The organism is Streptomyces sp. SCUT-3 (genome assembly GCF_014083985.1).
Classification (GTDB): Bacteria; Actinomycetota; Actinomycetes; order Streptomycetales; family Streptomycetaceae; genus Streptomyces_H; species Streptomyces_H thermolineatus.
On sequence record NZ_CP046907.1, the window covers coordinates 2089635 to 2106897 of the forward strand.

The 17263-nt window shown below is 69.6% G+C and carries 14 protein-coding genes; 2 read left to right on the forward strand and 12 right to left on the reverse strand.

Annotation, left to right across the window (positions count from 1 at the left end; all coding sequences use genetic code 11):
* Nucleotides 1–93: 93 nt before the first annotated feature.
* The 6 genes from GQS52_RS09070 to GQS52_RS09095 are packed head-to-tail and all read right to left on the reverse strand — an operon-like array spanning nucleotide 94 to nucleotide 6677.
* Complete coding sequence (locus GQS52_RS09070; protein ID WP_220472749.1) at nucleotides 94–1029, reverse strand: PfkB family carbohydrate kinase; 936 nt, start codon at nucleotides 1027–1029, stop codon at nucleotides 94–96.
* Between the two features lie 9 nt (nucleotides 1030–1038).
* Complete coding sequence (locus GQS52_RS09075) at nucleotides 1039–2106, reverse strand: dipeptide ABC transporter ATP-binding protein (protein WP_182312903.1); 1068 nt, start codon at nucleotides 2104–2106, stop codon at nucleotides 1039–1041.
* Nucleotides 2099–3094 (reverse strand): ABC transporter ATP-binding protein, encoded by a 996-nt coding sequence (locus tag GQS52_RS09080; protein WP_259371077.1) that lies wholly within the window; start codon nucleotides 3092–3094, stop codon nucleotides 2099–2101. The genes GQS52_RS09075 and GQS52_RS09080 overlap by 8 nt, the downstream gene beginning before the upstream one ends.
* 56 nt (nucleotides 3095–3150) lie before the next feature.
* Complete coding sequence (locus GQS52_RS09085) at nucleotides 3151–4122, reverse strand: ABC transporter permease (RefSeq protein ID WP_182312905.1); 972 nt, start codon at nucleotides 4120–4122, stop codon at nucleotides 3151–3153.
* Nucleotides 4115–5038 carry an ABC transporter permease gene (locus tag GQS52_RS09090; protein ID WP_182312906.1) on the reverse strand — a complete coding sequence of 308 codons (924 nt, stop codon included), beginning with the start codon at nucleotides 5036–5038 and terminating at the stop codon, nucleotides 4115–4117. The genes GQS52_RS09085 and GQS52_RS09090 overlap by 8 nt, the downstream gene beginning before the upstream one ends.
* Nucleotides 5039–5048: 10 nt before the next feature.
* The gene (locus tag GQS52_RS09095; RefSeq protein WP_182312907.1) at nucleotides 5049–6677 is read right to left on the reverse strand and encodes an ABC transporter substrate-binding protein; all 1629 of its coding nucleotides are present in this window, start codon (nucleotides 6675–6677) and stop codon (nucleotides 5049–5051) included.
* 156 nt (nucleotides 6678–6833) lie between these two features.
* Between GQS52_RS09095 and GQS52_RS09100 the strand changes: the two genes are divergently transcribed.
* Nucleotides 6834–8030 (forward strand): RNA-guided endonuclease TnpB family protein, encoded by a 1197-nt coding sequence (locus GQS52_RS09100; RefSeq protein ID WP_182312908.1) that lies wholly within the window; start codon nucleotides 6834–6836, stop codon nucleotides 8028–8030.
* Between the two features lie 257 nt (nucleotides 8031–8287).
* Here the strand turns inward: GQS52_RS09100 and GQS52_RS09105 are convergent, their stop codons facing one another.
* The 6 genes from GQS52_RS09105 to typA all read right to left on the reverse strand — a co-directional run bounded on the left by GQS52_RS09105 (nucleotide 8288) and on the right by typA (nucleotide 16555).
* Nucleotides 8288–9448: a dipeptide ABC transporter ATP-binding protein gene (locus GQS52_RS09105; protein ID WP_182312909.1), complete on the reverse strand. Its 1161-nt coding sequence runs from the start codon at nucleotides 9446–9448 to the stop codon at nucleotides 8288–8290.
* Nucleotides 9441–10499 (reverse strand): ABC transporter ATP-binding protein, encoded by a 1059-nt coding sequence (locus GQS52_RS09110; RefSeq protein ID WP_182312910.1) that lies wholly within the window; start codon nucleotides 10497–10499, stop codon nucleotides 9441–9443. Before GQS52_RS09110 ends, GQS52_RS09105 begins: the two co-directional genes overlap by 8 nt.
* An 11-nt stretch (nucleotides 10500–10510) precedes the next feature.
* Nucleotides 10511–11467, reverse strand: coding sequence for an ABC transporter permease (locus tag GQS52_RS09115; RefSeq protein ID WP_182312911.1), 957 nt, complete (start codon nucleotides 11465–11467; stop codon nucleotides 10511–10513).
* Entirely contained in the window at nucleotides 11460–12389 is a 930-nt protein-coding gene (locus GQS52_RS09120) for an ABC transporter permease (RefSeq protein WP_182312912.1), read from the reverse strand. Before GQS52_RS09120 ends, GQS52_RS09115 begins: the two co-directional genes overlap by 8 nt.
* Before the next feature lie 188 nt (nucleotides 12390–12577).
* Nucleotides 12578–14194, reverse strand: a complete 1617-nt coding sequence (locus tag GQS52_RS09125; RefSeq protein WP_182312913.1) for an ABC transporter substrate-binding protein — start codon at nucleotides 14192–14194, stop codon at nucleotides 12578–12580.
* Between the two features lie 495 nt (nucleotides 14195–14689).
* The gene (typA, locus tag GQS52_RS09130; RefSeq protein WP_182312914.1) at nucleotides 14690–16555 is read right to left on the reverse strand and encodes a translational GTPase TypA; all 1866 of its coding nucleotides are present in this window, start codon (nucleotides 16553–16555) and stop codon (nucleotides 14690–14692) included.
* Nucleotides 16556–16945: 390 nt separating this feature from the next.
* Here typA and GQS52_RS09135 point away from each other — a divergent pair, with 390 nt between their 5' ends.
* Complete coding sequence (locus GQS52_RS09135; RefSeq protein ID WP_182312915.1) at nucleotides 16946–17236, forward strand: hypothetical protein; 291 nt, start codon at nucleotides 16946–16948, stop codon at nucleotides 17234–17236.
* Nucleotides 17237–17263: the final 27 nt, after the last annotated feature.

The following is a 17263-nucleotide window of genomic DNA, read 5'->3' on the forward strand; positions in this document are numbered from 1 at the left end:
CGCCATGATGGCACCACCTCGACCATGCGTCCACTCCGTTAGCGTCCGCGCGAAAGGTGCAGGTCCGGATGTTCCGGAAGGGGGCGTCGGCGGTCAGGAGGTGCCGGGGCGGTAGGGCTCCAGCTCGATGCGGCGGGCCAGCTCGCGCACGGCCTCCTCGTGGACGGTGCCCAGGCCGTGCCGGGTGACGTTGAGCGCGCCCGCCGCGGCGGCGAAGCGGACCGCCTCCTTCGGGTCGGTGCCGCGGGCCAGGGCCGCCGTGATGCCGGCGGTCATGGAGTCGCCGGCGCCGCGCGGCTCGACCACCTCCATCCTCGGCAGCGGCACCTGGAGGATTTCGTCGCCGATCAGGGCCAGCGCCGGGTTGTCCGCGCGCGAGACCAGGACGGTGTCCGCCCCCTCGTCCCTGAGCGCGCGCATCGCGGCCACCAGCTGCTCCGGGTCGTCGTCGTCGGCCCGGCCGTCGGCGATCACCTCCTCGTGGCTGATCTTCAGCAGGTCCACCCCTCCCTGCAGGCAGGCGCGGAGCAGGTCGCCGCACAGGTCGACGACGATCTTCCCGCCGTTGGCCCGCAGGTCGTTGGTGAGCCTGCGGTAGGTCTCGGGCGACACCAGGGAGGGGTCGGCCGGGCCGGAGAGGATGGAGGTGTCCGCCTTGAGCCCCTCGGCGAGCGCCACGCTGTACAGGTCGTCCAGGTCGTGCCGGGTGAGGGGGTCGCCGGGGGTTTCGGCGACGGTGCTGCGGCTGCCGCCGCGGCGGTCGTGGACATAGGTGCCGTTGCGTCCCTGCCGGACGACCGGGTGGACGGTGATGCCCTCGCTCTCGATGAGCTGCCGGGCGATCGGGCCGCTCTCCCCGCCGAAGGTCCCGCACAGCACGGTGTCGACGCCGAGTGCGACCAGGACCCGGGCCTGCCACACGCCCTGGCCGCCGGAGTGGACGTGGATGTCGGGTGTGCCGTCCTGCTGCTCCTCGACGGTGACCGTGAGCAGCGGGATCGGGGCGAAGACCATCACTTTTTCCGTCATGCGCAGCCCCTACCCCCTGGTCGCGGATGCACGTGCGGCTCCGGGCCGCGCCGTGGTGGCACTCTCCTCGGCGAAGTGGCAGGCGCTCTCGTGGGCGACCGGGGAGTCGGTGTCCTTGAACCGCTCCGGCACCGCCAGCAGCGGCACCTCGGTGGCGCACTTGTCCTGCGCCTTCCAGCACCGGGTACGGAACCGGCACCCCGACGGCGGATTCGCCGGCGAGGGCACGTCCCCGGACAGGATGATCCGCTCCCGCCCCTCACGCGCCTCCGGATCCGGAACCGGCACCGCCGACAACAACGCCTGCGTGTACGGGTGCGTGGGATGGTCGTAGATCTCCTCGTCCGAACCGATCTCCACCATCTTCCCCAGGTACATCACCCCCACCCGGTCCGAGATGTGCCGCACGATCGACAGGTCGTGCGCGATGAACACGTACGACAGGTCGAACTCGTCCTGCAGCTTCTCCATCAGGTTGATCACCTGCGCCTGCACGGAGACGTCCAGCGCGGAGACCGGCTCGTCACAGATGATGATCTCCGGATTCAGCGCCAGACCCCGCGCGATCCCGATCCGCTGCCGCTGACCGCCCGAGAACTGGTGCGGATACCGGTTGATGTACTCCGGATTCAGCCCCACCACGTCCAGCAGCTCCTGGACCTTCCGCCGCCGGTCACCCTTCGGCGCCACCTCCGGATGAATCTCGAAGGTCTCCCCGATGATGTCGCCCACCGTCATCCGCGGGTTCAACGAGGTGTACGGGTCCTGGAACACCATCTGAATGTTCCGGCGCACCGCCTTCAGCGCCCGCCCCGACAGCTTCGTGATGTCCTGACCCTTGTAGAACACCTCCCCCGCGGTCGCCCGCTCCAGCATCATCAACAGCTTCGCCACCGTCGACTTGCCGCAACCGGACTCGCCCACGATGCCCAGCGTCTCACCCTGGTACAGGTCGAACGAGATCCCGTCCACGGCCCTGACCGCACCGACCTGCCGCTTGAACAGGATCCCCTGCGTCAACGGAAAGTGCTTGACCAGGTTCCGCACCTGCAGGACCGGCTCGCGTCCGTCAGTCACCGACGACCTCCTTCCAGAAGTAGCAGGCGCTCCGCCGTTCCCCGGGGACCCGGTACAGCAGCGGCTCGCCGACCCGGCACATCTCCCGCGCCCGGGGGCAGCGCGGGTGGAAGGCGCAGCCGGACGGGATGCGCGTCAGGTCGGGCGGCAGGCCCTTGATCACACGGAGTTCCCGCCTTCCGGAGCCCGGGTGCGGGGCGGGGCCGAGGCGCGGGACCGAGTCGAGCAGGCCCTGGGTGTAGGGGTGCGCGGGCCGCTTGTACAGCTCGTGCACCGGGGCGGTCTCCACGATCCGGCCCGCGTACATCACCGCGATCCTGTCGGCGACGCCGGCGACGACGCCGAGGTCGTGGGTGATCAGGATCAGGCCCATGTCGTACTCGCGCTGCAGTTCCGCGAGCAGGTCCATCACCTGGGCCTGCACGGTGACGTCCAGCGCGGTGGTCGGCTCGTCCGCGATGATCAGGTCCGGCTCCAGGGCCAGCGCCATCGCGATCATGATGCGCTGGCGCATGCCGCCGGAGAACTGGTGCGGGTAGTCGCCCACCCGCTCCTTCGCCGCCGGGATCCGCACCCGGTCCATCAGCTCGATCGCCCTGGCCCTGGCGTCCTTCCTGGACAGGCCCTGGTGCACCCGGAACATCTCGCCGAGCTGGTAGCCCACGCTCAGCACCGGGTTCAGCGACGACAACGCGTCCTGGAAGATCATCGCGATCTTCCGGCCGCGCACCTTCCGCCGTTCCTCGGGCGACGCCTTCAGCAGGTCACGGCCCCGGAAGAGGATCTCGCCCTTGGGGATCCGCCCCGGAGGCGTGTCCAGGATGCCCATGATCGCCTGAGCGGTCACCGACTTCCCGGAGCCGGACTCGCCGAGCACCGCGAGCGTCTCGCCCGCGCCGACGGAGTAGTTCACGCCGTTGACGGCCCTGGCCACGCCCTCGCGGGTGCGGAACTCCACGTGCAGGTCGCGCACCTCCAGCAGGGGCACGCCGCTCCCGTCCTCGACGCGCCGGCCGGTGGCGCCCGCGGTTCTCTCCGTAGTGGTCACGTACGCCCTCCTCGGCGCAGCCTCGGGTCGAGGGCGTCGCGGACCGCGTCGCCCAGCATGATGAAGGCGAGCACGGTGGCGCTCAGTGCGCCCGCGGGCCACAGGAGCATGTGGGGGGCGTTGCGGACCTGGTCGGAGGCCTCGGAGATGTCGATGCCCCAGGAGACGGTGGGAGGCCTCAGCCCCACGCCGATGTAGGACAGGGTCGCCTCCAGCGCGATGCAGGTGCCGATGGAGACGGTGGCGACGACGATCACCGGGGCGACGGCGTTGGGGGCGATGTGCCGCAGCAGCGTCCGGGGCCCGGAGGCGCCCAGCGCCCGGGCGGCCAGGACGTAGTCGTTCTGCTTCGCGGTGATGACCGCGCCCCGGGCGATGCGGGCGGTCTGCGGCCAGCCGAGCAGGACGATGAGGCCGACGACGGACCACAGGGAGCCGTTCTCGACGACGGACAGCAGGACCAGGCCGCCGAGGATCACGGGGATGCCGAAGAACACGTCGCCGATCCGGGAGAGGACCGCGTCCGCCCAGCCGCCGGAGAAGCCGGCCAGCCCGCCGACGGCGGCGCCCAGCAGGGCGGTGCCGACGGTGGCGCAGACGCCGACGGCCACCGAGGCGCGGGCGCCGTGGACGGTACGGGTGTAGACGTCGCAGCCCTGGGTGGTGAAGCCGAAGGGGTGTCCGGGCGAGGCGCCACCCTGCGAGTCGGCCAGGTCGCAGTCGTAGGGGCTGTGGGTGGTGATCAGGCCCGGCCACAGGCTGATCACCACCAGGAAGGCGATCATGAGCGCGGAGACGACGAAGACGGGGTTGCGGCGCAGGTCGTGCCAGGCGTCGGACCACAGGCCCCGGGGCCGTCCCGGGGCGCCGCCGGTTGCCCTGCCCGACCCCCGGCCCGGGGTTCGGCCGGGGGCCGGGCCGGTGACGGTGAGGACTGTCGGGCCCGGGCGGGAGGTCGGGTCATACATGGCGGATCCTCGGGTCCAGGACCGCGTAGAGCAGGTCGACGAGCAGGTTGGCGAGCAGGAAGACCAGCACCAGGACGGTCACGAAGCCGACGACGGTGGGCGTGTTCTGCCGCAGGACGCCCTGGTGGAGCTGGAAGCCGACGCCGTGGATGTTGAAGATCCGCTCGGTGACGACGGCCCCGCCCATCAGGACGCCCAGGTCGGCGCCCAGGAAGGTGACGACGGGGACGAGGGAGTTGCGCAGCAGGTGGTGGGTGACCACCCTGCGGCGGGGCAGCCCCTTGGCGACCGCGGTGCGCACGTGGTCGGTGCGGACGTTCTCCGCGATCGAGGCGCGGGTCAGGCGGGTGACGTAGGCCAGGGAGACCAGGGCGAGCACCAGGCCGGGCAGGAGCAGGTCGGTCAGCGACGCGTCGGTGGGGACGGCGGGGGCGACGAGGTTCCACTCCACGCCGAGCAGGTACTGCAGCAGGTGGCCGCTGACGAAGGTGGGGACGGAGATCAGCAGCAGCGTGGCCGCGAGCACCGCGGTGTCGGCCCGGCGGCCGCAGCGCAGCCCGGCCGCCACCCCGAGGGCGATGCCCACGACCGTCTCCATCACGAGGGCGACCAGGGTCAGCCGGAGGGTGACGGGGAAGGCTTCGGCCATCAGCTCGGTGACCGGCCGGCCGTTGAACGCGGTGCCGAGGTCGCCGGTGAGGATCCCGCCCATGTGGAGCAGGTACTGCGTTCCCAGCGGTTCGTCGAGGTGGAGTTCGGCGCGGATGCGGGCGGCGGTGGCCGGGTCGGGGGCGCGGTCGCCGAAGAGGGCCGCGACCGGGTCCCCGAGGGCGTGCGCCATGAAGAAGACCAGGAAGGTCGTCCCGGCGAACACCGGCACCATCTGCAGCAGACGCCGTACGACGTAGCGGCCCATGGAGGTCTCCTCAGGACTGGCCGTTGACCGTGATCTGTTCGAAGACCGGGACGCTGAACGGGTTGAGCCGTACGCCCGAGACCCGCTCGGACCAGCCCGCGCTGCCGTTCTGGTACCACAGCGGCACGGCCGGCATGTCCTCGGCGAGGACCCGCTCCGCCTCCTGGAAGAGGCCGACGGCGGCGGCCGGGTCGGTCTCGGCGTTGGCCCGGTCGACGAGGGTGTCGAACCTGCGGCTGCTGTAGCCGCCGTTGTTGGAGGAGGCGCCGGTGTAGTACAGCGGCTGGAGGAAGTTCTGGACCAGCGGGTAGTCCATCTGCCAGCCGGCGCGGAACGGGCCGGGCATCCGGTTGCCGACGACGCGGCTGCGGAAGTCCCCGAAGGTGCCGACGGGGGCGGTGACGCAGGCGTTCTCCTTCTCCAGCGCCTTGTTGATGCTGTGGCAGACCGCGTCCACCCACTGCCGGTGGGAGCCGGTGTCGGTATTGGTGGTGATGGTCATCCGCCCTCCGGGGATACCGCCGCCGGCGGCGACCAGTTTCCTGGCCGCGGCAGGGTCGTAGTCGCAGGCGTCCCCGCACAGGCCGGGCCGGTGCCCGCCGTCGCGGCCGAGGACCGGCGAGGTCCAGTCGGTGGCGGGGACGCGGGTCCCGGCGAAGATCTGCCGGGTGATCGTCTCGCGGTCGATCGCGCGGGAGATGCCGCGGCGCACCTTCTCGGCGCCCTCGGCGTTCCACTCCTCGCGGTAGAGGGGGAAGACGAGGGTCTGGATGATGCCGGCGGGCTGGTCGACGTACCGGCCGGCCAGGTCGGACTCGGCGTTGCGGAGCCGGCTCGCCGGGACGTCGTCGACGACGTCGAGGTTGCCGGCCTGCAGGTCGGTGTAGGCGGAGACGTTGTCGGTGTACACGCGCAGGTCCACCCCGTCGTTGGCGGCGCGGTCGTCGCCGGGGTAGTCGGGATCGGGGCGCAGTCTCATCACCGAGCCGCGTTCGTAGGACTCGACCCGGTAGGGGCCGTTGCCGACGGGCCTGGCCAGCCAGGCGTCGTGGTCGTCGAAGAACGCCCGGGGCAGGGGGGCGAAGGCGGGGTAGCCGAGGGTGTCGGGCCAGCCGGAGAACTTCTGGCTCAGCCGGACCCGGAAGGTGCGCCCGTCGATCCGGGTGAGGCCGGAGAGCTTCTTCGCGCGGGGCCGGCCGGACTCGGGGTGGACCTGCTCGTACCCCTCGACGTACTGGAAGAAGTAGGAGTTGACCTGCTTGTTGTCGACCAGGGCGCCGTAGTTCCAGGCGTCGAGGAAGGAGTCCGCGGTGACCTCCTCCCCGTTGGAGAAGGTCCAGCCGTCCTTGATCCTGACGGTGAAGGTCTGCGAGTCCTCGGTCTCGATCGACTCGGCCAGCATGTTCTCGGCCCTGCCGGTGACCGGGTCGTAGCGCTTGAGGCCGCGGAAGATCATGTCGAGGACCTTGCCGCCCTGCACCTCGTTGGTGTTGGCCGGTTCGAGGGGGTTCTGGGGGTCGCCCCAGGAGGCCCGGACCACGCCCTCGGTGTCCGCCGCGCTCCCCCCGCCGCAGGCGGCGGCCGCCACGGCGAGGGCGGCGGCGGTCGCGGCCCGTGCGGCTCGCGCGGTCGCGCTCATCTGTGGTCCTTTCGTGGACCCCCGTCCTTCAGGGCGGGGAGGAAACGAAACCCCTGCGGAGCAGGGCAAGGAAAGCCGGTTCGCCGCCAGGGCGGACCGGCGTCCACCCCCGGCCGGTCGCAGCCCGTCACAAATTGATGCGGTAATTTGTGAACCGTGAAGACCGTCCATGTGAAGCGGGCGTTCAAGTACCGCTTCTATCCGACCGATGCGCAGGCAGCCGAGCTGTCCCGCACGTTCGGCTGCGTGCGGAAGGTCTACAACCTGGCCCTTGCGGCGCGCACGGAGGCGTGGACACGACAGGAACGGGTGAACTACAACCAGACGTCGGCGATGCTGACGGCCTGGAAGAAGACCGAGGAACTCGCTTACCTCAACGACGTCTCCTCCGTGCCGCTCCAGCAGGCCCTCCGGCACCTCCAGGCGGCGTTCGCCAACTTCTTCGGCCAGAGGGCCGCGTACCCGCGTTTCAAGTCGCGGAAGAAGTCGCGGAAGTCGGCGGAGTACACCACCAGCGCGTTCCGGTTCCGGGACGGCGGGCTGACCCTGGCGAAGATGGCGGAACCGCTCGACATCGCCTGGTCCCGCGAGCTTCCCGAGGGCGCGTCGCCGTCCACGGTGACGGTGTCGCAGGACGCGGCCGGACGCTGGTACGTGTCCCTGCTGTGCGAGGACCCCTCCGTCCAGCCGTACCCGGCCACGGACACGGCCGTCGGCATCGACGCCGGACTCGACCACCTGCTGACCCTCTCCACCGGGGAGAAGGTCTCCAACCCCCGGCACGAGCGGCGTGACCGCGCGCGCCTGGCCAAGGCCCAGCGAAAGCTCGCCCGCAAGGCCGAGGGCGACGGCGCGAACCGGGCCAGGGCGCGCCGGAAGGTCGCCAAGGTCTACGCCCGCATCGCCGACCGCAGGCGTGACCACCTGCACAAGCTCACCACTCGACTCGTTCGTGAGAACCAAACGATCGTGATCGAGGACCTGGCCGTTCGGAACATGGTCAAGAACGGCAAGCTGGCCAGGGCCATCAGCGATGCGGCCTGGTCGGAGTTCCGGAGCATGCTGGAGTACAAGGCTCGGTGGTACGGCCGCGAAGTGATCGCGATCGACCGCTGGTTCCCCTCCTCCAAGCTGTGCTCCGCCTGCGGCAGCCTGCGGGAGGGGATGCCGCTGAACGTCCGCGTGTGGACGTGCGACTGCGGGACGACCCACGACCGGGACGTGAACGCGGCGAAGAACATTCTGGCCGTCGGGCTGACGGCGTCCGTCTGTGGAGCTGGTGTAAGACCTCAACGGAGAACTCCGGGCGGGCAGTCGGCGATGAAGCAGAAACCCCCACGGCGCGAGCCGTAGGAATCCCCCTCCTTCAGGAGGGAGAGGAAGTCAAGGAGTGCCTCCTCGGAACCCGCCGGGCCTGCCGGGCCCGGACGACACCCCACGATGTGCCACGCGCCGCGCGGACCGTGCCGTACACGCGGGCCGGGCGCGAGAAACCCCCCGGGAACCCCCCTGTTGCCGGATCCGCCCGCACCCGGAAAGGGGACAGGGCGCGCCCCGGACCTCGTGGTCCGGGGCGCGCCCTGTCGGGTTGTGGGCCCGGGGAAAGCTGCCTACGCCGCGTGGACCACGTCCTTCTCCTCGGCGAAGTGGCAGGCGCTCTCGTGGGCGACCGGGGAGTCGGTGTCCTTGAACCGCTCCGGCACCGCCAGCAGCGGCACCTCGGTGGCGCACTTGTCCTGCGCCTTCCAGCACCGGGTACGGAACCGGCACCCCGACGGCGGATTCGCCGGCGAGGGCACGTCCCCGGACAGGATGATCCGCTCCCGCCCCTCACGCGCCTCCGGATCCGGAACCGGCACCGCCGACAACAACGCCTGCGTGTACGGGTGCGTGGGATGGTCGTAGATCTCCTCGTCCGAACCGATCTCCACCATCTTCCCCAGGTACATCACCCCCACCCGGTCCGAGATGTGCCGCACGATCGACAGGTCGTGCGCGATGAACACGTACGACAGGTCGAACTCGTCCTGCAGCTTCTCCATCAGGTTGATCACCTGCGCCTGCACGGAGACGTCCAGCGCGGAGACCGGCTCGTCACAGATGATGATCTCCGGATTCAGCGCCAGACCCCGCGCGATCCCGATCCGCTGCCGCTGACCGCCCGAGAACTGGTGCGGATACCGGTTGATGTACTCCGGATTCAGCCCCACCACGTCCAGCAGCTCCTGGACCTTCCGCCGCCGGTCACCCTTCGGCGCCACCTCCGGATGAATCTCGAAGGTCTCCCCGATGATGTCGCCCACCGTCATCCGCGGGTTCAACGAGGTGTACGGGTCCTGGAACACCATCTGAATGTTGCGGCGCACCGCCTTCAGCGCCCGCCCCGACAGCTTCGTGATGTCCTGACCCTTGTAGAACACCTCCCCCGCGGTCGCCCGCTCCAGCATCATCAACAGCTTCGCCACCGTCGACTTGCCGCAACCGGACTCGCCCACGATGCCCAGCGTCTCACCCTGGTACAGGTCGAACGAGATCCCGTCCACGGCCTTGACCGCACCGACCTGCCGCTTGAACAGGATCCCCTGCGTCAACGGGAAGTGCTTGACCAGGTTCCGCACCTGCAGGATCGGCTCGCCGCGGTCGACGGGCGCGTCGAGTGCCACGACCGCCTCGGCCTCCGAACGGGCCTCCACGGTGTTCACGGCGGTGACGTTCGGAGTCTCGTCCACGGCGTTCCGTGCCGGCTCGTCCTTCTTGTCGAGCTCAGCCATGGATCGTCTCCTTCCAGAAGTGGCACGCGCTGCCGCGGCCGGCCAGCTCGGCACCGTCCCGTTCGGTCACGGGGTACAGCTGCGGGACGTCCGTGCGGCAGACGTCCTGCGCCTTGGGGCAGCGCGGGTTGAAGGCGCAGCCGGACGGGATGCGCGTCAGGTTGGGCGGCAGGCCCTTGATCGCGTAGAGCTCCTGGCCCTTCTGGTCCAGGCGCGGGATCGAGTCGAGCAGGCCCTGGGTGTAGGGGTGCGCGGGCCGCTTGTACAGCTCGTGCACCGGGGCGGTCTCCACGATCCGGCCCGCGTACATCACCGCGATCTTGTCCGCGACGTCGGCGACGACGCCGAGGTCGTGGGTGATCAGGATCAGGCCCATGTTGTACTCGCGCTGCAGTTCCGCGAGCAGGTCCATGACCTGGGCCTGCACGGTGACGTCCAGCGCGGTGGTCGGCTCGTCCGCGATGATCAGGTCCGGCTCCAGGGCCAGCGCCATCGCGATCATGATGCGCTGGCGCATGCCGCCGGAGAACTGGTGCGGGTAGTCGCCCACCCGCTCCTTCGCCGCCGGGATCCGCACCCGGTCCATCAGCTCGATCGCCCTGGCCCTGGCGTCCTTCTTGGACAGGCCCTGGTGGACCCGGAACATCTCGCCGAGCTGGTAGCCCACGCTCAGCACCGGGTTCAGCGACGACAGCGCGTCCTGGAAGATCATCGCGATCTTCCGGCCGCGGATCCTCCGCCGCTCCTCGTTGGACATCTTCAGCATGTCCTGGCCGCGGAAGAAGATCTCGCCCTTGGGGATCCGCCCGGGCGGCATGTCGAGGATGCCCATGATCGCCTGGGCGGTCACCGACTTCCCGGAGCCGGACTCGCCGAGCACGGCGAGCGTCTCGCCCGCGCCGACGGTGTAGTTGACGCCGTTGACGGCCTTGGCGACCCCGTCACGGGTCACGAACTCCACGTGCAGGTCGCGGACCTCGAGGAGCGGGCCCTCGAAGTCGCCGTCCTGGCGCGGCGCGGGAACGTCCGCTGTTTTGGCAGTGGTGGTCACGTACGCCTCCCTCAGCGCAGCTTGGGGTCGAGGGCGTTGCGGACCGCATCGCCGAACATGAGGAACGAGAGCACCGTGACCGAGACCATCACCGAGGGGATGATCAGCACGTACGGTGCGTTGCGCAGCTGCTGCCGGCCCGTGGAGACGTCCACGCCCCAGGAGACCGTCGGCTCGGCGAGTCCGACACCGAGGAACGACAGGGTGGCCTCCGCCGCGATGTAGCCGCCGAGCGCGATGGTCGAGACCACGATGATCGGGGCGAGCGCGTTGGGCAGGATGTGCTTCATCAGGATGCGCGTGGTGGAGGCGCCGAGCGCCTTCGCCGCGACGACGTAGTCGGCCTGCTTGATGGTGATCACCGAGCCGCGGGCGACGCGGGCGATCTGCGTCCAGCCGAGGAAGGCCATGGCCAGCATGACGACCCAGACGCTGCGCTCCTCGAAGGTGGTGAGGACGACCAGCGCGCCGAGCAGGTACGGGATGCCCATGAAGACGTCGGTGACGCGGGACAGCACGCTGTCGAGCCAGCCGCCGAAGTAGCCGGCGATCATGCCGACCGCGGTGCCGAGGACCGCGACCAGCAGGGTCACGCCGATACCGACCATGATCGAGGCGCGGGCCCCGTAGACGACGCGGGCGTAGATCGAGCGGCCCTGGCCGTCGTACCCGAGCCAGTCGGCGGCGAAGAAGTTGCCCCAGTTCGGGGGCTGGAGGAAGTGCTTGGCCAGGTCGGCGTCGCGCGGCGAGGCGCTGGTGAACAGGCCCGGCGCCGCCGCGAGGACGAGCAGCAGCAGGATCAGCACGGCGGAGACCAGGAAGAGCGGGTTCCGGCGCAGGTCGTTCCAGGCGTCGGACCAGAGGCTGCGCGCCTTCGCCGAGGCCGGTGCGGCCTCGGTGGCGGCCGCGCCCGGTGCCGGGTCGGTCGCGACGGTCGTCTCGACCTTGTCAGCGGTCTTCTCAGGCATACCGGATCCTCGGGTCCAGGACCGCGTAAAGCAGGTCGACGAGCAGGCTGGTGAGGAGGTAGACGATCACGATCAGCGAGGCGATGCCCACGACCGTGGCGCCCTCCCTGCGGGTCAGGGCCTCGAAGATGGCGTCGCCGACGCCCTGCACGTTGAAGATGCTCTCGGTCACGATGGCACCGGTCATGAGGTTGCCGATGTCGGTGCCGAGGAAGGTGACCACGGGGATCAGCGAGTTGCGCATCAGGTGCACGCCGACGATCCGGCCGCGCGGCAGGCCCTTGGCCACCGCGGTGCGCATGTAGTCGGCCCTGAGGTTCTCCGCCATCGACGTACGGGTCAGCCGGGCCACGTACGCGAGGGAGAGCGAGCCCAGGACGATCGCGGGCAGGAACAGGTCGCCGATGCTCTCGGAGTCCTGCACCGTCGGCGTCGTCAGCTGGAGCTGGAACGCGAAGAAGTACTGCATCAGGTAGCCCAGCACGAAGGAGGGCATGGAGATCAGCACCAGCGTGAGGGTGAGCAGGCCGCGGTCGCGGACGGAGTCCGGGCGGAGGCCGGCGATCACACCGAGGCCGATGCCGACGAGCACCGTGAAGGTGAACGCGAAGAGGGTGAGGCGGATGGTGACCGGGAACGCCTCGGCAATGATGTCCGCGATGGGGCGCTGGCTCGCGATCTCGGTGCCGAAATCGCCCTGGACCAGGCCGCCCAGGTAGTTCGCGTACTGCTGCCAGATCGGCAGGTCCAGTCCGAGGTCGCGCCTGATGTTTTCGACCACGCTCGGATCGAACGCCTGTTCTCCCATGAGCGCCCTCACGGGATCACCGGGCAGGGCGTACATCATGAGGAAGATCAGCAAGGTTGACCCGATGAACACCGGGATCATCTGGAGCAGTCGTCGTGCGACATAACGCCCCATGGGTGCCTCCGTGTGGGGTAACTGCAGCCGGGGACCGTGGGGGAGACCCCCGTGCGGGCCCCATGGGGATCCCATGGGGCCCGCAAGGCCGGGAAAGCCCCGGAGCGACGGTCCCGCGGCCTTCCGCCGCCGACCGGACGGCCGGCGGCGGACTGACGGCCGAGTGAGGGTGTGACCCGCAGGCTCGCTTACTTGACGCTGACCTGGGGCAGCTCGATGTCACCGTGGAAGTCGACGTTGACGTTGTCGACGTTCTCACCGTGGCCGCCGTTGATGCGGTAGTACCACAGCGGGATGGCCGGCATCTCCTTGACCAGGAGCTTCTCGACCTCCTGGTAGGCCTTCACGGCCTCTTCCAGGGACTCCGCCTTGTCGCCCTCGGCCATCTTGGCGTCGATCTTCTTGTTGGAGAAGCGGCCGTTGTTGGACTCGGCGTTGGTGTGGTACAGCTCCTTGATGAAGTTCACGTTGACCGGGTAGTCGGCCACCCAGCCGCCGCGGTACATCGACTTGACCTCGTCGTTGTCACGCGCCTCGAGGTCGGTGGCGAAGTCCGGCTTCGCGTCGCCGACGCAGTCCACACCGGTGGCGTTGCGGATCGACTCGCAGACCGCGGTCACCCACTCCTTGTGGCCGCCGTCGGTGTTGTACTGGATCCAGACCTTGTTGCCCGGGACGCCGCCACCCTCCTTGATGAGGGCCTTGGCCTTCTTCGGGTCGTAGGTGAAGATGTCCGTGTCGAGCTCCTGGTTGCCCTTGACCTGCGGCGGGGTGAAGCTCGTCGCCGGGGTCCGGGTGTTGTTCAGGACGGTCTTCGTGATCGTGTCACGGTCGATCGCCATGGACAGACCCTGGAGGACCTTCGGGTCGACGTCCTTGAACGTCTTGGAGTAGAACGCCGGGGTCAGCGTCTGGATGGCCGCGTAGGGCTCCTCGATGGCGCCCTTGCCGAGGTCCTGCTTGTACTTCGGCAGGTCCGTCGGGCCGACCTGGCGGATGATGTCCAGGTTGCCGGAGACGACGTCCTGGTACGCAGCCTCGAGGGAGGAGTAGTTCTTGAACTGGATGCCCTTGTTGGCAGCCTTGTTCGGGCCCTTGTAGTCGTCCCAGGCCTGGACCTGGATCAGCTTCTTGTGGGTCCACTTCTCGAACTTGTACGGGCCGTTGCCGACCGGCTTCTGGCCGAACGCCTTCGGGTCGTCGTAGAAGACCTTCGGCAGCGGGGCGAAGGTGGTGTAGCCCAGCTTGTAGTTGAAGTAGGGGACGCGGTCCTTCAGCTCGACGGTGAAGGTGGTCTCGTCCACGACCTTCAGGCCGGACATCTTGTCGGCCTTGGGGTCACCCTTCTCCGGGTGCACGTCGTCGTAGCCGGCGATGTCGGCGAACCAGAAGGAGTTCTGCTGGTTGTTCTTGATGTTGGCGTACCAGTTCCACGCGTCGACGTACGACTGCGCGGTGACGGCCTCGCCGTTGTGGAACTTCCAGCCGCTCTTGAGCTTGACCGTCCAGGTCTTCGAGTCCTCGGTGGTGACCGACTCGGCGTTGGTGTAGACGATCTCGCCCTTGGCGTCGAAGTCCAGGAGCTGCGTGAACAGCGACTGGATGACGTAAGAGCCGTTGCTCTCGTTGGTGTCGGCCGGGATCAGCGGCTTCTGCGGCTCGCCGACGTCGATCGAGACGTAGCCGGCGGGCTTGCCCGAGCCCGTGTTCTTCTTGTCCTCGCCGTCGCCACTGCCACAGGCAGTCGCGGCCAGTGCGACGACAATCGCCCCCGCAACGAACTTGGCGCTCTTGGCACCGCGCATGGGTTGCCTCCTCAAGAGGTTCTACATAGCCGAACGTGGAAGAAGCCCGGCCCCCGGCCCGCCACCCCTGACGGACCGTCCGGTCTTCCGTGCTCGTTGAGTCAGCACCCCCCAAAGCGCGTGACCCAATTGACCCGAGCTCAACGGCTCCAACTATCGGGCACGTTCATCTGAATGAGCTACACCCGTAGGGTCTCGTTTTCATCACACCGGACGCGCCCAAGTCTCGAAATCCGGACAAACGGAACCAGACAGACAGCCACGAAACGGACTGTTAACAGTGAGAGCGAACAGTGACGTCCGATATGCGGACGCAAGGTAACGGGGCGAATGCCCACCGTTTATGCGCGTAGAAAGGCGCATCCAAAAAAACCCTACCCCTCCGCGGGAGCGGAGGGGCAGGGCCGACCCGAAAACCGAGGGAAATCCCTGGCCGGAGGGTTCCGGCCCGGTCCCGGACGCCCCGCGGGGCGTCCGGGACCGGGCCGGCCGGGGTCAGCGCTTGGCCCGCGCCGCGGCGCGGCCGCGCTCCTTCTGGTCCAGGACGACCTTGCGGATGCGCACCGTCTCCGGGGTCACCTCGATGCACTCGTCGTCGCGGCAGAACTCCAGGGACTGCTCCAGCGAGAGCAGCCGCGGCGGGACCAGCGACTCGGTGACGTCGGCGGTCGAGGACCGCATGTTGGTGAGCTTCTTCTCCTTGGTGATGTTCACGTCCATGTCGTCCGCGCGCGAGTTCTCGCCGACGATCATGCCCTCGTACACCTCGGTGCCCGGGGAGACGAACAGCACGCCGCGCTCCTGCAGGTTGGTCATAGCGAAGGCGGTGACCGCACCGGCGCGGTCGGCGACCAGGGAGCCGTTGTTGCGGGTGCGCAGCTCGCCGAACCAGGGCTCGTGGCCCTCGAAGATGGAGTGCGCGATGCCCGTGCCGCGGGTCTGCGTGAGGAACTCGGTGCGGAAGCCGATCAGGCCGCGGGAGGGGACGATCCACTCCATGCGGACCCAGCCCGAGCCGTGGTTGGTCATGGTCTCCATGCGTCCCTTGCGGGAGGCCATGAGCTGGGTGATGGCGCCCAGGTGCTCCTCGGGCGAGTCGATCGTCATGCGCTCGACCGGCTCGTGGACCTTGCCGTCGATCTCCTTGGTGACCACCTCGGGCTTGCCGACGGTCAGCTCGAAGCCCTCCCGGCGCATGGTCTCCACCAGGATGGCCAGCGCCAGCTCGCCGCGGCCCTGGACCTCCCAGGCGTCGGGGCGCTCGGTGGGCAGCACGCGCAGGGAGACGTTGCCGATCAGCTCGCGCTCCAGGCGGTCCTTGACCAGGCGGGCGGTGACCTTGTGGCCCTTGCCGCCCTTGCCGACCAGCGGGGAGGTGTTGGTGCCGATGGTCATCGAGATCGCGGGCTCGTCCACCGTGATCAGCGGCAGCGCGACCGGGTTCTCCGGGTCCGCCAGGGTCTCGCCGATCATGATGTCCGGGATGCCGGCGACGGCGCAGATGTCGCCCGGGCCGGCCTTCTCGGCGGGCTTGCGGGTGAGCGCCTCGGTCATCATCAGCTCGGTGACGCGGACGTTCGAGACCGTGCCGTCGCGCTTGATCCAGGCGACGGTCTGCCCCTTCTTCAGCTCGCCCTGCTCCACGCGCAGCAGCGCGATGCGGCCGAGGAAGTTGTCGGCGTCCAGGTTGGTGACGTGGGCCTGCAGCGGCGCGCCCTCGTCGTAGGACGGGGCCGGGACGTGCTCGAGCAGCGTGGAGAAGAACGGCTCCAGGCTGTCGCTGTCGGACGGGACGGTGCCGTCGGCCGGCTTGGTCAGCGAGGCGATGCCGTCGCGGGCGCAGGCGTAGACGATCGGGAACTCGATCTGCTCCTCGTCCGCGTCCAGGTCCAGGAACAGGTCGTAGGTCTCGTTGACGACCTCGTCGATCCGCGAGTCCGGGCGGTCGGTCTTGTTGATGCACAGGATGACCGGGAGGCGCGCCTGGAGCGCCTTGCGCAGCACGAAGCGGGTCTGCGGGAGCGGGCCCTCGGAGGCGTCGACGAGCAGGACCACCGCGTCGACCATCGACAGGCCGCGCTCGACCTCGCCGCCGAAGTCGGCGTGGCCGGGGGTGTCGATGATGTTGATGACGATCGGGTCGCCGCCGCCCTTGGGGTGGTACTTGACCGCGGTGTTCTTCGCGAGAATGGTGATGCCCTTCTCGCGCTCGAGGTCGCCGGAGTCCATCATGCGTTCGTCGAGGTGCTGGTGGGCGGCGAAGGCACCGGCCTGCTTGAGCATGGCGTCGACCAGCGTGGTCTTGCCGTGGTCGACGTGAGCGACGATGGCGACGTTGCGGATGTCGTGGCGCGTGGGCATAGGGCTTGGTGCGCTTCTCTCGGATCGTGGGACGCGGCGTGTGGCGTTGGTTCCGGCCGCCCGCCGGGCGGTGCCCGCCTCGGCTTTGATCCATGGTACGGCGCCCGGGACCGCCCCCGCCCACGTCCGCGGGCCCGGGAACGGGCCCCGCGGCCGCCCGTCCTGGGGGGACGCCGCCCGGTGCGACCTTCGTCACTCGCGCGGCCGCCCGCGCGGGAACGCCCCGGCGGGCGGCCGCGCGGCCCCGGGGGCACCCGCGCGTTGCGGCGCGCCCCGCCCCGGAGAAGACTGGTGACGGCGGCACCCGCGCCCCGCCCCGGGCCCCGCGCCCCGCGTGCGGCCGTCCCGTGCGCGGGAGCCGCGTCCCGGCTCCGTCGGAGGTGAGCGTCCATGTCCGTGCAGAACCCCCGGGCTGCGGCCCGGCACGACCTGCGGGACCTGTTCCACAGCCTGGAGCGGCTGGAGCGCCGGCTGGGCGAGGACCCCGACCTGCTCCGGCTGCGCGAGGACGCCGAGCAGCTGGCGAGCAGCCTGGGCCTGCCGCCGGGGAGCGCCCCGGGGCAGCCGCACGAGGTGCCGCCCGGGGCGGCGGCGATGCCCGACGACGCCCCCTACGACCCGGTCCTCGAGCCCAGCGGCGGCGAGGCCCCTCCGGAGGACCCGGACCGGCACGCGCCCTGACCCCGGGCCCGGGGCCTCCCGGAACGT

Bases quoted from the DNA above. Each gene is read 5' to 3' on its own strand.
- GQS52_RS09070 (WP_220472749.1), bottom strand. From the start codon at position 1,029: ATGACGGAAAAAGTGATGGTCTTCGCCCCGATCCCGCTGCTCACGGTC.
- GQS52_RS09085 (WP_182312905.1), bottom strand. From the start codon at position 4,122: ATGTATGACCCGACCTCCCGCCCGGGCCCGACAGTCCTCACCGTCACC.
- GQS52_RS09090 (WP_182312906.1), bottom strand. From the start codon at position 5,038: ATGGGCCGCTACGTCGTACGGCGTCTGCTGCAGATGGTGCCGGTGTTC.
- GQS52_RS09095 (WP_182312907.1), bottom strand. From the start codon at position 6,677: ATGAGCGCGACCGCGCGAGCCGCACGGGCCGCGACCGCCGCCGCCCTC.
- GQS52_RS09105 (WP_182312909.1), bottom strand. From the start codon at position 9,448: ATGGCTGAGCTCGACAAGAAGGACGAGCCGGCACGGAACGCCGTGGAC.
- GQS52_RS09115 (WP_182312911.1), bottom strand. From the start codon at position 11,467: ATGCCTGAGAAGACCGCTGACAAGGTCGAGACGACCGTCGCGACCGAC.
- GQS52_RS09120 (WP_182312912.1), bottom strand. From the start codon at position 12,389: ATGGGGCGTTATGTCGCACGACGACTGCTCCAGATGATCCCGGTGTTC.
- GQS52_RS09125 (WP_182312913.1), bottom strand. From the start codon at position 14,194: ATGCGCGGTGCCAAGAGCGCCAAGTTCGTTGCGGGGGCGATTGTCGTC.
- typA (WP_182312914.1), bottom strand. From the start codon at position 16,555: ATGCCCACGCGCCACGACATCCGCAACGTCGCCATCGTCGCTCACGTC.
- GQS52_RS09135 (WP_182312915.1), top strand. From the start codon at position 16,946: ATGTCCGTGCAGAACCCCCGGGCTGCGGCCCGGCACGACCTGCGGGAC.